Origin of the sequence: Niabella aurantiaca DSM 17617, assembly GCF_000374125.1 — a bacterium.
In the GTDB taxonomy this organism is placed as follows: domain Bacteria; phylum Bacteroidota; class Bacteroidia; order Chitinophagales; family Chitinophagaceae; genus Niabella; species Niabella aurantiaca.
The window spans coordinates 59733-75288 of the sequence record NZ_KB893630.1 but is presented as its reverse complement, the minus strand read 5'-3'; the positions used below and the strand labels follow the sequence as shown (position 1 = coordinate 75288).

General features: G+C 49.9%; 13 protein-coding genes. 8 read left to right on the top strand and 5 right to left on the bottom strand.

Annotation, left to right across the window (positions count from 1 at the left end; translation table 11 throughout):
* Positions 1-9: 9 nt before the first annotated feature.
* The 6 genes from ilvC (at position 10) to B160_RS0111050 (ending at position 7021) form a co-directional block, all read left to right on the top strand.
* Positions 10-1491 carry a ketol-acid reductoisomerase gene (gene ilvC / locus B160_RS0111075; RefSeq protein WP_018627981.1) on the top strand — a complete coding sequence of 494 codons (1482 nt, stop codon included), beginning with the start codon at positions 10-12 and terminating at the stop codon, positions 1489-1491.
* Positions 1492-1713: 222 nt separating this feature from the next.
* Complete coding sequence (locus B160_RS0111070) at positions 1714-3153, top strand: ATP-binding cassette domain-containing protein (protein WP_211218068.1); 1440 nt, start codon at positions 1714-1716, stop codon at positions 3151-3153.
* A 317-nt stretch (positions 3154-3470) separates the two neighbouring features.
* Complete coding sequence (locus B160_RS0111065) at positions 3471-4106, top strand: hypothetical protein (RefSeq protein WP_018627979.1); 636 nt, start codon at positions 3471-3473, stop codon at positions 4104-4106.
* Positions 4107-4225: 119 nt separating this feature from the next.
* Positions 4226-5041, top strand: a complete 816-nt coding sequence (locus tag B160_RS0111060; RefSeq protein ID WP_157558010.1) for a hypothetical protein — start codon at positions 4226-4228, stop codon at positions 5039-5041.
* Positions 5042-5108: 67 nt separating this feature from the next.
* Positions 5109-6341 (top strand): threonine ammonia-lyase IlvA, encoded by a 1233-nt coding sequence (ilvA, locus tag B160_RS0111055; RefSeq protein WP_040679766.1) that lies wholly within the window; start codon positions 5109-5111, stop codon positions 6339-6341.
* Between the two features lie 191 nt (positions 6342-6532).
* Positions 6533-7021: a DinB family protein gene (locus tag B160_RS0111050; protein ID WP_018627976.1), complete on the top strand. Its 489-nt coding sequence runs from the start codon at positions 6533-6535 to the stop codon at positions 7019-7021.
* 87 nt (positions 7022-7108) lie between these two features.
* On the opposite strand, the gene B160_RS0111045 is transcribed toward B160_RS0111050, so the two are convergent.
* The gene (locus tag B160_RS0111045; RefSeq protein WP_040679777.1) at positions 7109-8053 is read right to left on the bottom strand and encodes a helix-turn-helix transcriptional regulator; all 945 of its coding nucleotides are present in this window, start codon (positions 8051-8053) and stop codon (positions 7109-7111) included.
* Between the two features lie 109 nt (positions 8054-8162).
* Positions 8163-9368: a Na+/H+ antiporter NhaA gene (gene nhaA / locus B160_RS0111040; protein ID WP_018627974.1), complete on the bottom strand. Its 1206-nt coding sequence runs from the start codon at positions 9366-9368 to the stop codon at positions 8163-8165.
* A gap of 419 nt (positions 9369-9787) precedes the next feature.
* On the opposite strand from nhaA, the gene B160_RS0111030 reads away from it, so the two are divergent.
* Positions 9788-10681 (top strand): LysR family transcriptional regulator, encoded by an 894-nt coding sequence (locus tag B160_RS0111030; protein ID WP_018627972.1) that lies wholly within the window; start codon positions 9788-9790, stop codon positions 10679-10681.
* A 14-nt stretch (positions 10682-10695) separates the two neighbouring features.
* Here the strand turns inward: B160_RS0111030 and B160_RS31620 are convergent, their stop codons facing one another.
* Positions 10696-11247: an MFS transporter gene (locus tag B160_RS31620; protein ID WP_018627971.1), complete on the bottom strand. Its 552-nt coding sequence runs from the start codon at positions 11245-11247 to the stop codon at positions 10696-10698.
* 60 nt (positions 11248-11307) lie between these two features.
* On the opposite strand from B160_RS31620, the gene B160_RS28920 reads away from it, so the two are divergent.
* Positions 11308-12048: a DUF1345 domain-containing protein gene (locus tag B160_RS28920; protein WP_342664363.1), complete on the top strand. Its 741-nt coding sequence runs from the start codon at positions 11308-11310 to the stop codon at positions 12046-12048.
* 229 nt (positions 12049-12277) lie between these two features.
* Here B160_RS28920 and B160_RS0111015 read toward each other — a convergent pair whose 3' ends face one another.
* Positions 12278-13897, bottom strand: a complete 1620-nt coding sequence (locus B160_RS0111015) for a beta-N-acetylhexosaminidase (RefSeq protein WP_040679774.1) — start codon at positions 13895-13897, stop codon at positions 12278-12280.
* Between the two features lie 89 nt (positions 13898-13986).
* Positions 13987-15495 (bottom strand): alpha-L-fucosidase, encoded by a 1509-nt coding sequence (locus B160_RS0111010; RefSeq protein ID WP_018627967.1) that lies wholly within the window; start codon positions 15493-15495, stop codon positions 13987-13989.
* Between the last annotated feature and the right edge of the window lie 61 nt (positions 15496-15556).

Sequence of the window (15556 nt, the reverse complement as noted above, 5' to 3'; positions counted from 1 at the left end):
CAAATAACAATGGCGAATTATTTTAACACACTACCGCTGAGAGAGCAGCTGAACCAATTAGGCGTTTGTGAGTTCATGAGCAACGATGAATTTGCAGACGGGGTGGATGCCCTGAAGGGGAAAAAGATCGTAATCGTCGGTTGCGGCGCACAGGGCCTGAACCAGGGCTTAAACCTGAGAGATAGTGGTCTGGATATTTCTTATGCCCTGCGTAAAGCAGCGATCGAAGGTAAGAGAGACAGCTGGAAAAATGCCACGGACAACAACTTCACGGTGGGTACCTATGAGGAGCTGATCCCGGCTGCCGACGTCGTGATCAACCTGACACCGGACAAACAACATACCCAGGTAGTGAATGCCGTAATGCCGCTGATGAAGCAAGGCGCTACCCTTTCCTACTCACACGGTTTCAACATTGTGGAAGAAGGCATGCAGATCCGTAAGGACATTACCGTGATCATGGTGGCTCCCAAATGCCCCGGCAGTGAGGTAAGGGCCGAATATGTACGCGGCTTTGGTGTTCCGACCCTGATCGCCGTACACCCCGAAAACGACCCCGAAGGAAAGGGCTTTGAGCAGGCCAAGGCATACTGCGCGGGCACCGGCGGACACCGTGCGGGCGTATTAAAATCATCTTTTGTTGCAGAAGTAAAATCGGACCTGATGGGCGAGCAAACCATTCTCTGCGGCCTGCTGCAAACCGGTTCCATTCTTTCTTTCGACAAGATGATCGAAAAAGGCATCGACCCCGGCTACGCATCTAAACTGGTGCAGTATGGTGTGGAAGTGGTCACCGAAGCATTGAAGCATGGAGGCGTCACCGGCATGATGGATCGCCTGAGCAATGCAGCCAAGATCAAAGCATTCAGGGTTTCCGAAGAATTAAAAACGATCATGCGCCCGCTGTTCCAGAAGCACCAGGACGATATTATGAGCGGTGAATTCAGCCGCACCATGATGGAAGACTGGGCGAACGGAGACGCCAACCTGTTGAAATGGAGAGCCGAAACCGGTGAGACCGCTTTCGAAAAAACACCTGCAGGGGATGTAAAAATCGGCGAGCAGGAATACTTCGATAACTATACGCTGATGGTTGCCTTCATCCGGGCAGGTGTGGAACTGGCTTTTGAAACCATGGTAGAAGCCGGCATCAAACCGGAATCCGCATACTATGAGTCGCTGCACGAAACTCCGTTGATCGCCAACACCATTGCACGCAAAAAACTGTTTGAAATGAACCGGGTGATCTCTGATACCGCTGAGTATGGCTGTTACCTGTTTGACCAGGCATGCAAGCCCCTGCTGGCCGGCTTTATGAAAACCGTAGATACCGACCTGGTGGGCAAGAACTTCAATGAAGGAAAAGATGGAGCCGTGGACAACCAGGAGCTGGTAGAGGTAAACGAAGCCCTCCGTTCGCATCCTGTAGAGCAGGTAGGTACTGTATTGCGCAAAGCAATGACCGCAATGAAGGCGATCAAAACCGCATAAGGTTTTGGCAAGCTCCGTCTGACGCCATTTTTTATGAAACCGGCCCGGTGCTACTATCATCCCGGTTGCGTCGCACACCTGTACGGATGCATATACATCATCCTTTATAAACGAGACCAATTGCGCGCCTCCGGCGCGCAATTTTTTAACGCAGCCGAAGGTCGGCCCACCACTACGGTCTCCTTTCAGAGGATCCATTCGATATGAAAAAGAATGAAAACAATGCCCATTCTCAATATAAAAGATCTTTCCGTACACTACGGCTCCAAAACCGTTCTGCACAACCTGTCCTTTACCGTCAACCAGGGTGAAGGCATGGTGATCCGAGGCGAAAGCGGAAGCGGTAAAACAACACTGGCAAAAGCCATTGCCGGCCAGGCAACATATACCGGCAGCCTGGAGATCAGTTTTGACCCCCGCAGCAGCCTGCATCCCAAAACGCACCTGGTGGAAAGCTGGTACCGCTTTACCAACCTGGAAGGCGACCGGAATTTCTATTACCAGCAACGCTACAATCATCAGCAGCGAAGGGATACGATCACCATAGCGCGTGAGCTGGAATTGTATGGCCGGGAAAATGTGTTGGCTCCCCGGTTCTTAAACGAGCTGATCGCAGCGCTGGACTATTCCAGGGTTTTGGATGAACAGCTTTTTGAAATATCCAGCGGTGAGCACAAAAAGCTGCAGCTGATAAAAGCGCTGTGGCTAAGCCCGCAACTATTAATGATCGATCAGCCTTACACCGGGCTGGACACCCGGTCAAGGGCCCGCCTTAACCAACTCTTAAATGATTATACAACCAAAGGTGGTACCTTGATCCTCCTCAGCAATGATACCGAGCTGCCCGCCTGCATCAACCATTTTGTCACCTTATCAAACGGACAGCTGATCGCCGGCGAAGCAAGCTTCAATATCCCCCAAAAACCATTAAAACCACTCCCCTCCTTTTTAAAAGAAAGGCCGTCATACACCACGCAAAACCTCATCAGCATGAAAAATGCTTCCGTCCGGTACGATGGCGTGTATGTACTGTCCGACATCAACTGGGAAGTGAACGCCGGTGAGCGATGGTTACTGCAGGGACATAACGGATCAGGAAAATCGACCCTGCTAAGCCTGGTCACCGGTGATCATCCGCAGGCTTATGCCAATGACATGAAACTCTTTGGTGTGCAACGCGGTGGCGGAGAAAGTATCTGGGACATCAAAAAGCGGATCGGCCTGATCTCCCCGGAGCTGCACTGGTACTTCGATGCCAGTGCTACGGTTCTGCAAAGTCTTGCATCCGGTTTTTTTGACAGCAACGGCCTGTACCGCCAGCTGCGTTATGCGCAGAAACAGCAGCTGGATGAACTGCTGAAGTTCCTGGAGCTTTACGATGTCCGGGATGAGCTGCTGACCACGCTGCCGCTGGGCAAACAACGCCTGGCATTACTGGGCCGCACGATCATCAAAAATCCGCAGCTGCTGGTGCTGGATGAGCCTTGCCAGGGATTGGATCAGCAGCAGACGCGGTATTTTAACGACCTGGTAGATGCCATCAGCAAGAACGGTGTTACCATAATTTATGTGGGACATTTTGAAACGCAGCTGCCATCCTGCATCAGCCATAAGCTTGTTTTAGAAAACGGAAAAACCCTGTACAATCAGCCGGTTGCATAGATAGTATCGGTATCACAACGACGGATTCCTGCTATTGAATGCAGTGCCCCTAATAATGACCAGCGCAAAAATAGCTTTGAGCCGACCTCAATGTGCGCAGTGTTTGCAACAATGAAGATTTCATGAAAGAACGGGGACGGAAAAATAACTTTTCTTCCACCGCACTATCCCCCGCTAAACTATACCGCTGGCAATAAATTCATTAGCGCCGCCAATAGTGTCCTCTTCATTCATTCTTCATTTTCCTTCAACATTTTTGGCACAGTCATTGGAATTAGAACCCCGTCATTATCCCTAAAATTTTAAATTCCGTTTTTATGAAAAAAAATCTGAGAATCTCGATCGCTGCTTTTTCTATACTGTTCTTTAGCACTGCAAATGCCCAGGTTGGTGCGGGGTCTGCTGTTAAGGCTACCGTTGGTGGTTCTGTATCCTCTTCCGTAAATGCTGCCAGGGCCGCGTCTGCTGCTACCAAAGCCGCAAACAAAGTATCCGTTGCTACGGCAACCGCAGTTGACAAAACAAAGGCAGCGACAAGCAACGCAGTAAACAAAACAAAGACCGCCACAAGCGTTGCCGTTGATAAGACCGCCGGCGCAGTAGAAAATGCGGGCGGCTCGGTGCAGGTAGCCACCGGTACCAATGCAAATGTACAGGCAGGTTCAAAAGCACAAGCAGAGGCCACTTCAAATGGAGAAATACAGGCGGGCATTCATGCCAATGAGCAGGCAAAAGAGCACGCCAATGAGCAATCTGCCGTACAGGAAGGAAGCAGCCTTTCCGGCACTGTTAAAGAAGATGCAGAAGCCGGCGCCAAGGCTTCAGCCACAAAAATGAAAAAAGCGGCAAAGGCTGTTAAATCCGGCGCAAAAAAAGGAGCAGGTAAAGCCAAAAGCGTTCGGCCATCCGCTGCTGCGGATGTAAGCGCATCGGGCAGTGTAAAAGCAAAATAATTTTTCAGCAGCAGTTGAGGCTGTATCAAAGCAATGCCTGGCGGTCAATACAGCAGCCAAAGGAAAGCCTGATACAGCCTCAATCCTTTTATCCGGATTATCCTGAAACCATTGCAAATATGAAGCGAAAAACCGTACAGTTCCTTTTTTTTGCTTTACTGATCCCGTTTTCCTGTTCGGGTCAGAAAGACAGCACAAAAAAAAACGAGTTCGGAGTGGGCGTTAACTTCCAGACAAGGCTGCATTATTTTGGTAGAACGGATAGTATGCAAAGCAGCGGTCTCATTCCCAACATCGGCTTCCAGTTAAAAAACGGCCTGTACGTACAGGGCAATTTTATTTTTACCCAAAACAAGGAAACGTCCACCGCCTACGCAGGAGCGACCCTCGAAGGCGGTTACCGCTTCAAACCTTCGGAGCATTTCAGCGGTAATATTTTTTATATGCAGGTCCTGTACAGCGACAACAGCACCCTGCCCCAGTCCGCGTTAAAAGGACAAACCGGCATTAACGCAGCGTACACCACACCCATTATTACGATCAACGCCGGCGGTGACCTGAAGTTCACCAAAGGTCAAACGGATATCGGCGCCACGCTTGGAGCCGATCATCTGTTTATCCTTCACAAACCAGACAGCCGTACCGCATTTGCTATAGACCCCTCATTGTACCTGTATGCCGGAACACAAAGATTTACCAGGAGCTATATGGAGCAAAAAGAGTTGCTGGGCATACCCGTATCCCAAAAGGCCCATACAGAAACCTATGACCGCTTTCATATATTGGCCTGCGAAGCCTCTGTGCCGCTGGTGATGGTAGCCGGAAAATTCTTTGCCACCCTGATCCCCGCCTATGTACTTCCACAAAATTTATCAGACGGAGAGCATGGAAAAAATCTGTTCTATCTTACAGTGGGCGCCGGCTTAAAACTTTAAGGCAGCGGCACGCAATTAAATCTGCCTGCGGCAGTGGCAAACTGTGGATTCCTTTTTACCTTTGGGCATGCACATCGAATTTGAAAAAGCTACGGAGCGATTAAAAGGCGTCGTTACCAAAACGCCGTTACAATACAATAAGAACCTTTCCAGACAATACAGCTGTAATGTGTACCTGAAGCGCGAAGACCTGCAGATCGTGCGCTCGTACAAGCTGCGCGGCGCATACAATGCCATGAGCAGTCTGACGGAATCTGAGCTGCGGAAGGGCGTTGTTTGCGCCAGCGCCGGCAACCATGCGCAGGGTGTGGCCTACAGCTGTCACCGTCTTGGGGTGAAAGGTGTCATTTTTATGCCCAGCATTACCCCCAAGCAGAAGATCGATCAAACGAAAATGTTTGGAGAAGCCAATATTGAAATCATATTGACGGGGGATACATTCGATGACTGCGCCGCTGCAGCAAAAGCGTATACCGAACAGAATGGGATGATCTTTATTCCTCCTTTTGACCATGAGCGGATCATTGAAGGACAGGGTACCGTGGGCGTGGAGATCTGGAACGATCTGAAAAAGATTGATCACATCATTATTCCCAACGGCGGCGGCGGATTGTGTGCAGGTGTCAGCACCTATATCAAATCTGTAAGCCCTTCAACAAAAATTACCGGGGTGGAACCGGAAGGTGCTCCATCCATGACGCTGGCACTAAAAAGCGGCGGACCGGTTGAGGTAAAAAGCATCGACCGCTTTGTAGACGGGGCGGCTGTAAAGAAAGTAGGCCAGCTTACCTATGCGCTCTGCAAAGCGCATCTTGATGAAATGCGCCTGGTGCCCGAGGGAAAAATATGTACCACCATCCTGCAATTGTACAACAAAGACGCCATTGTTGCCGAACCCGCAGGGGCGCTGTCCATAGCGGCCCTGGATTTTATGCGGGAAGAGATCAAAGGGAAAAATGTAGTATGCATCGTGAGCGGCAGCAACAACGATATCGACCGGATGCAGGAAATAAAAGAGCGCAGCCTGCAATATGAAGGGCTGAAACACTATTTTCTTGTAAACTTTGCCCAGCGCCCGGGGGCATTGAAAGAATTCGTAAATCATGTGCTTGGCCCCGGTGACGACATCACCCGTTTTGAATACATGCAAAAGACCAACAAAGAAAGCGGGCCTGCCCTCATCGGCATCGAGTTGAAGAACCGGGAAGACTATCCGCCGCTGATCCGCAACCTGGAGAAGATGCAGATCGAATTCACAGAACTGAACAAGGACAATACCCTGTTCAGCTACCTGGTATGATCATCCATTATTATTGCTTTAATGGCGGGAAGACATTATCTTGCTTCAGATCTGCGCTGCGGCGCCTCCCATCCTGCTGTAGGACCATGCTCAACACGGAGCGGCGGTAAAAAAATAAAAATCTTTCAATCCCTGCTGACAGAGGGTTGTCACTACCCGGTTATAGTTTTGAGAGATAAAACAAAATCAATATGACCACCGCAACAATCCAACAAGGCAACGTTATTGGCAAAGCGCAATTATTAAAACATTGGCAGGGACACCGCAACCTGACCCGAAGGGTCATCGAAGCCTTTCCCGAAAAAGAATTATTTGATTTTTCCGTAGGAGGCATGCGCCCCTTCAGCCAGCTGGCCATCGAGTTACTATCCATTGGCGGCCCTGCGCTAAAGGCCATTGCAAGCCGGGAAAATACACCTTACAGTGAAGAAGGGATCACAGCAACCACCAAACAGGAGCTGCTGGCATTGTGGGACACGGCCACCAGCACCATCAACGAATATTTTAGCCAGATCCCCGAGGAGGATTTTTCCCAAACCTTTAACCTGTTCGGTCAGTACGAATTTCCCATTTATGAGAACGTCCTGTATTTTATCGACAATGAGATCCACCACCGGGGACAGGGATATGTGTACCTGAGGGCTCTGGGTATCCAGCCTCCGTTCTTCTGGGAGCGTTAAGCAACGGGATATTCAACATACTGCAGATGACCGGCCCCGGTCCGTGCGCTGTAAATTCATTGTGACCGGTGCCCTTTTTCAATTGTATTATTTCAGGTTTTCCAGCTGTTTTTCTACGATGGAGCGGACGCATGCTTTTAACGACTCCGGTTCCAGGATCTTTGCATAATCGCCAAACCCCATGAACCAGCGGGCAAAATCGCTTTCCGGATACCGGCTCATAAAGGTCATTTCGATGCCTTCCGGGGTCTTCTTTTCCTCCATAAAGCCGTGGTGATTCCGGTTCCACTGCAGGTACCGGACGATCTTGGGATCCACAGCGATGCGCACTTTTGTACGGGGAACATCTGTGGACTGGTTTAGGAAGCTATTTAATTCCGGATGTTCTTTTATAAAAGGAACATCCGTTTTTTTTATGCCATGGATCCGGTCTGTGCGAAAACGCCGATAATCGTTCCGCAGGTGGCAGTAGGCCATAATATACCAGAAGTCATTTTCGTGGAATACGCCCACCGGCTCAATTTTACGGATAGCCGGCTCACTGGATCCGATCTTTTGGTACCGGATCTCTACCTGCACTTTCTGCGCAAGACTGTCGAACAGCACCGACATGGCCTCCGGCACTTTTTCATTAAAAATGCTTTGTCCGGGCCGTACCTGCACCTGGGCTTCAATGGAAGAGATCCAATCCTTATCGGCCATCCGCAGCACGGCTTTCATTTTTGCGATCGCCGAGGCAAAATGATCGCCCAGCCGCTTATCAATGAATTTCTGCATCAGCTTTTCAGCAGCTACAAAACTGGAGGCCTCCTCGCGCGTGAACATGACCGGGGGCAGCCGGTACCCTTCCACGAGCTCATAACCGATACCAGCTTCGCTGGAAATAGGCACACCCGCTGTTTGCAGGCTCCGGATATCGCGGTAAATGGTACGGAGGCTCACATCGAAGCGGTCTGCCAGGTCCTGGGCCTTTACGATACGCCGTGATTGTAACTGGATCAGGATCGAAACAATACGGTCGAATTTGTTCATGGTCTCCACCATTCTTTTGGAATTATAGATCGTTATATATAAAACTCATGCGCCAAAAAGGAAACCGTACAACCGGCCATTCCGGAAAAACAGCTCCACCCGGTCGCCATCAGGCACTCCCTGCCGCCTTTTTGCTGATGCTGGTCAGCATCATACATCCCAGCAGGGCGGCCAGCACCGAAGCCACAAGGATCGCCAGCTTTGCTTCTGCAACCATCTGCGGATCATCAAAAGAAAGCAGGCTTATAAAAATAGACATCGTAAACCCGATGCCGGCCAGCAACCCCAACCCCGTCATATGCAGCCAGGTTGCCTGCCGGGGCAATTTTCCGATCTTCAGCTTAACGCCCAGCCAGGTCGATAAAAAGATGCCGGCGCTTTTGCCTGCGATCAGGCCAATAATGATGCCCAGGCCCAGCGGCTCCGCCAGCCCCTGCAGCATGGAAGGTGCAAACCTGATATTGGTGTTAGCCAGTGCAAAAAGCGGAAGGATAAAAAAATTAACGGGTTTCGTGAGGGCATGCTCCAGCTTTTCGAGCGGCGAAGGTGTTGCATCCGGTGTTGTAGGCAACGTCATAGCCACCAGCACGCCCGCAATGGTAGCATGGATGCCCGAATGATGCACAAAATACCATATAAAAACTCCGGGAACAAGATACAGCCAAAGGCTTTTTACTTTGAGACGGTTAAACACCACCAGCAGCACGAAGAGCACACCTGCATATAAAAGGTAGTCAAAATGGATATCGGACGAATAGAACAGCGCGATCACCAGGATCGCGATCAGATCGTCCACGATCGCCAGGGCCGCCAGGAAGATCTTCAGGCTGCCGGGTACTTTTTTACCAAGCAGTGTAATGGCGGCCAGCGCAAATGCAATATCCGTAGCCATCGGGATGCCCCAGCCCGGAGCCGTAGCAGTTCCTTTATTCAGCACCGCAAAAATGACCGCCGGCAGTACGGCCCCGCCAAATGCGGCAATTACCGGAAGCATGGCCTTTTGGGGCGAGGACAGCTCTCCCTCCACCAATTCCCGTTTGATCTCCAGCCCAACCAGTAAAAAGAAAACCGCCATCAGGCCGTCATTGATCCAGTGCAGGACCGGGAAGCGAAGACCGATGACTTCATTTTGCCATCCCAACGGGGTATTCAACAGGTTTTCAAACGAGCGGCCCGCAGGAAGGTTGGCAATGATCAGTGAAAGCAACACACATCCGATCAGAATAATTCCACCCACAGAGTTGGAGTGGACATATTTTTTAAATGTGTCTAAATAGATCCGTTTCAGCATAGTGCATAAAAGTACGAATTGCATACTTGAATTCGCCAATTCCCATTTCTTATTTCTTGTCTCCGGATACGGATGTTGTATTCACCAGGAAAAACGCATGTAAATTTTATAAAGAGCGGTATCGCCGCGATACGATGATAGGCGATTGTATCAAAAGCCTGCCCGGGCTGACCAAAAGGCGGCAAACTAAAGATCAGCCGGGGGATCCGGAAAAACGGAAAGTCATTGCTTATCCTATTCATCAGTCGTTTAAAACTTGCTGTCTCACCCCCTTACCGGCGGGGAAAGGACCTTTTAGTCATCCCCCGCCAATATAAAAACGGCTTTTGATCAACCTTTTTAACCGGGTTAAAGCCTGTTTTTACAAATACACACTGCGGTCATGCGCTTTTAAACCAGCTATTCCATTTACAGGTCTTTGATCATAATCTTAACTTTGAAGCATGTTTGATTTCAGATTACAGGTTTTTCATACGGTGGCCCGGCGGCTGAACTTTACCCGTGCGGCGGAGGAACTGTTCATCTCCCAGCCGGCAGCTACAAAGCACGTGCAGGAGATCGAACATTATTTCAAAACCAAGTTATTCGAGCGGAACGGGTCCCGGATCGCATTAACTGCAGCCGGTAAAGTATTGTTGCGGCATACAGAAGACCTGTTCAGCATTTACCGGAAAATGGAGCTGGAGATCCACTCCTTTGCCGAACAACACAAAGGCACGCTGCGGATCGGCGCAAGCACTACCATTGCAGAATATCTGTTGCCACCGGCCCTTGCCGCGTTTAAAAACCGGTACAGGGATATCTCCATCAACCTGTCGGGTGGCAACACGGAGCATATTGAGCAGCTGCTTCAAAAAAATGAGATCGATTTTGGCATGATCGAAGGGCGGCCCAGGAACAGCCTGTTTAAATATACCCCTTTCACAAAGGACGAGATCGTTCTGGTAGCTTCGGGCAAGAATCCGGTTGTCAAAAAACAACGGATCACTTTAAAAGAGCTCCAGGCGCTTCCTATGGTTCTCAGGGAGCCCGGCTCCGGAACTTTAGAGGTGATCGCCAAACACCTTAAAGCAAAGGACATCAAACTTTCGCAGCTCAACAGGGAGATACAGCTGGAGAGCTCGGAAAGCATCAAGTCCTATATTGCCCATTCACCGGCCGTATCCTTTCTTTCCATCCACACTATCCTGGGAGAGCTGAACAGCAACGCGCTGGCGATCATTGACGTGCAGGGGTTGGAAATTGAACGTTATTTCCAGTTCATTCAGTTGCACAGCGGTGCCGCGGATATCCCGGTATTCTTTATGAATTTTATCCGGCACTACAACTTTAAATAGGAGCAGATCTCATACTAATGACCGCGCCCGGGCATCATTTTCCGAACAGAAATATAAAGGGCAATGGCCACGGCCAGCAATACCACCCCGGTTCCTGCCCACAATACACTGAACCCGAAATCGCTGGCGATCCTTGTTCCGAGAAAAGGCGTAATGATGAAGGAGATAGCGACCGCCATTCCGTTTAATCCCATATAGGACCCCTTATTGCCTCTTCCCGACCGGACGGCTGTTATGGCAGACATAAAAGGCAGTACCAGGATCTCCGCCAGGCTCAGCACGGTTATGGACACCAGGATCAGCCATATATTGTGATCGATGATGAGCATGGAATAGGACACCGCCGTGCCCAGTGCACCGAATAATCCGAAATGAAGATGATCCGTCATGTACACCCCCAGGAAAGGCAATACCATGGAGCCCGAGCGGTTGATCAGCATGACCACCGCCAGCATCCAGGCCTCTTTTGACAGCCCTTTGAATGAATTTATATAGATACGCAGGATCCCCATCGAAAATGAAAAAGCGGCAAAGCTACCACAAAAAACATGAATAATGCAGTACATTTGGTAAAGGGTGCTTAACCGCAAAGAACCGGAGCAGCAGCAATTACACAAAAGAACAGGATGCCGCTCTGCGAATACCCGGCTCCCCGTGATCCGGAATTCATGTTCCCAGCGCCTGCCCTGCCATCGCATGCAAAACAAACCTTCCTTCAGGGCTACATTTGTGCACCGGCTGCGCGCCATCGACCGGGTGTATTTATCGCTTGCCGCCGGCAGCATTACCGGTTTTGCGCTTCATTTTCTTCAGCTTCCGCTAATGATGAAATCCTTACGGGCTGGCTGGCCTTTTGTTTTTGTTACCTTTTACTTTGCTGGAATGTGATCTATACCGCTCCGCTGGAATACATTTTAAAAAGAGCAGCGATAGAGGACGGCAGCAGAATCTTCGTTTTTATATTTATCGTGCTGGCCTGCTTTGCCTGCCTGGGCGCCGTTCTGAGCATTGTGATCAATGCGGCAGCAAGCAATATCAGCCAGTACTTATGGCTGCCGGTATCGATTGCCGCCATGATCGCCTCCTGGCTGCTGGTTCATACGATCTATATTTTTCATTATGCACATCTTTACTACCAGGACGGGGAACGGGGTTCCGGGCTGCATTTCCCGGGTGGGGAACGGCCGGACTATCGCGATTTTGCCTATTATTCCCTTTGCATGGGTTGCACGTTCCAGGTTTCGGATGTGGATACCACTTCCAAAAAGCTAAGACAGGTAACCATGTACCACGGGCTTATTTCCTTTGCACTGAACACTTTTTTAGTGGCGCTGACGATCAATATCGTTTCGGGACTGATCCATTAGTGGCCGGATTTGAATTTGAAAACGTGGAAATGACAATCAATATCAAAACAGATATGAGACGTTAGACAACAAACAATAGAGGATACTCAAATCTGTCTTCTAAGGCCTAATAGCTGAAGCAGTCTTCAAACAATAGCAAACCAAGAAACCATCCAGCGGCCTGTGAGGAGTGAAACAAGATACCAACCTGAAACTTTAAACCTGGAACACAGCACTGATAGCTGATCGTTCAATTCTCCTGCGCCGACAGGTTCCGTTTATCTTTCCGGAAGTAAACGGGTTCCGGGATCTCAGAAGGGTTAAAGGGATTGTAGAAATAAATGTCTTCATCCCTGTAAAGTGCCAATTGCTTTTTTAGCCGTCCGGTAAAATCTTCATAGTTTTTCCGTTCCTCTTTTGACCAGGCGGCTTCTGCCAGTGCGGCGATGCGCGGAAAGGTCAGGTAATCCATCCGGTTAAAATTGGTAACGGTCTCCGTCCATAAATTTGCCTGCAGTCCCTGTATCTGCCCCTGCTGTTTTTCCGCTACCAGCGAAGCCAGGGAGAACGCATACACATCTTTGAGCGGGCTGTATCCTTTTCCCCATTTCCGGCCCATGCGGTGCAGGCTATCCTGGACAAAATCGAAATAGAAGGGAAGCCGCGGGCATACCACTACATCATAGCCGTTTTCCAGCGCCATTTTCAACTGTGCCGGCTTATCATGCCGCCACCAGAAAATAATGGTTTTGTCTTTGGGAAGACTGACCTCTGCCATTTCATCCCAGGCCAGCAATTTCGCGCCCATACCATATACAGAGTCTGCCATCCGCTCCATAAAATAGCGTTCTACGGCCTTAAGGTCCTTTAGTCCATGCTGCTCCATCAGCTTTTTAATGCCCGTGTTTTTCAGCCATTGGTCGGTACCAAAGCTCACTTCATCCCCGCCAAGATGGATCATACCCGAAGGAAACAGCATATTTACTTCCCGGAGAATATTGGTAAGGTACCCATAGGTATGCTCATTGCCCGGATCAAAAGTAAAGTCCGGATGCTGTGCATTGCCGCCGCCACTGTATTGCGGGTAGGCCCGGTTGGCAGCAGTGGCATGACCCGGCATATCAATTTCCGGGATGACCGTAATGTTACGCTGCGCTGCGTAATGAACGATCTCAGCGATCTGCTGCTGGGTATAATACGCCGCGGGCACCAGTGGATTGGTAAAGCTGCCGGCGCCGCCGATCAGGGTCAGCCGGGGGTACCTTTTAATTTCCAGGCGCCAGGCAGGCTCATCGGTCAGGTGCCAGTGGAACCGGTTCAATTTATAAAAAGCCATCCAGTTCAGCAGTTGCAGCACTTTTTCCCTGCCCATAAAATGACGGGATTCATCCAGCATAAATCCACGCCAGCGATAACGGGGCGCATCGGTGATCTGCCATCCGTCGATCCGGATGTTGCCGGCACTATTTTTTTGCAGGCGGATCAGCTGCAACAAGCTGGAAATGCCGTTCACCACCCCGCCAACAGCGTTTCCTGTAATCCGAACCTGTTTGCCGGTAATATGCAGTGTATAGCCTTCATCACCTTCCGCCGGTGTTTTATCCAGCGTAAGCAGTATAGTATTGGGGGCGGCTTCCTCCTGCGTAAGCGCAAGCGGCATCAATTCCTTTTGTACCAGTTCCTGCTGCAGGTAGGCCGCAGCATCCTTTAAAGAAGGGCTTTCTGTATAGATCCGGGTATATTTACTGAGGATGAAAGATCCATCCGTTAATACCGCCTTTACCGGGGCGGGTATCACCGGGCAGGGCGCCTGTGCACTGGCTCCAATCACTGTCATTGATAATAAAAAAGCAGCATACAATTTCTTCATTACAGAATATTTTGCCGTAAGATAGGACTTTTTAATACGCACCACTTTACAGATCTTCCGGGTTCCTGTATCCCTGCACACCCGGAAGTTCACATCTTTGCATCCATCAGCCTACCGGCTTTTTTTACAGGCGCGCCCAAACGGATCTCCACCACAAATGCCCGGGTAGCCTCGTAACCGGAGGGCAGCACTACATCGTAATAGGTATTCTTATCCAGGTCCAGTCCGATGTCGGCACGCTTCACTTCAAGTCTGCTGCCGTTCTGCAGCAAAGAGGCCGCAACCGGAACCCGTTTAAACGCTTTGGGAACCGCAATGCGGAGGATATTGTTCACCGGCCTGTTAAATACCGTCAGGTACAGGGTGCTGTCCTTTTGTGTCAAATAACCGTAATTGGAAGCAGGGAACGCCGAATGCCGCGCCTCATAAACCGCAGGCGCATTCTGCTTTACCCATGCTCCCGTTTCCGCTGCGATCCGGTCTTCCTCCGGCCGCATCCGCCCATTGCCGTCGGGGCCGAAATTGATCACGAAATTACCGTTCATAGACCGGCAGCGCATCAGCATTTCCAGGAGATCATCCGTTGTTTTGGTATAGATCCCGGACCAGTCTTTCATATACCCCCAGCCATTGGGCGGGATGGTCATCACGCAATCCCAATCGTTCCCGTCCAGCCATTCAAAGCTTCCTGGTATCTTCCGTTCCCAACCCTGCTCATAATCGCCCAGCAAACGCCCGTTGCTGTCGAAATGCCGGGCGCCAAACTCGTCATTACGGAACCTCGAGCCAATGATCAGCCCCGGGTGCTTGTCCCGCAATTCCTTTTCCAGTTTATAAGTAAACGCATAGGCACTTTTCCAGGAAGCATCCCAGGTTCCGTCGAACCACAATCCTTTTATTTGCGGATAGTTATTTACCAGCTCCAAAAGCTGATTACGCGTGTATTGCAGGAACCGGTCAAAACGCTTTTTTTCATCACCGGTTTTCGGAGCCCGCGACATATAGTCGGGGTTGTTCCATTCCAGTACAGAAAAATACAGATACACATCGATCCCTTCCGCAGTGTATGCATCCACCACCTGTTTAACAATATCTTTTTTATACGGCGTTTTAGAAATATTGTAACCGGAATATTTCGTAGGCCAAAGGGCAAATCCGTCATGGTGCTTGGTAGTGAAGATCACATAGCGTGCACCCATATGCTTCGCCTGTTTTGCCCAACGCTTTGCATCAAAGGCTTTTGGATCAAATTGTTTATATAAGTTGTCGTAAATATTTTTCCAGTCTTTAGGCGCAGTGGGCCCTCCCCAGGAACGGATCCATTCGGATGCGGCGGCCCCGCCCCTTGCGCTTACCCCATTCCATTCATTACCCGGTATGGCATACAAGCCCCAGTGAATAAACTGGCCCAGACCGTAGTTGCGGAATGCCGTCATTTGCGGATCGGTACGGTGGGCCGGCGTGATCGGGCCGTATTGGATCGTTCTCAAACTATCCGGCTTTTTCTTGGGACCGGTCCACTGGGCATTTACGAAAGGTGTAAAACCCACAAGTCCTGAAAAAAGAATGATGCCTATTTTTTTAATATTCTGTTTCATTTGTTCCTTTTTAACCTTCTGTATAATCCGTTTCCAACATATAACATAAAATGGAATTTAT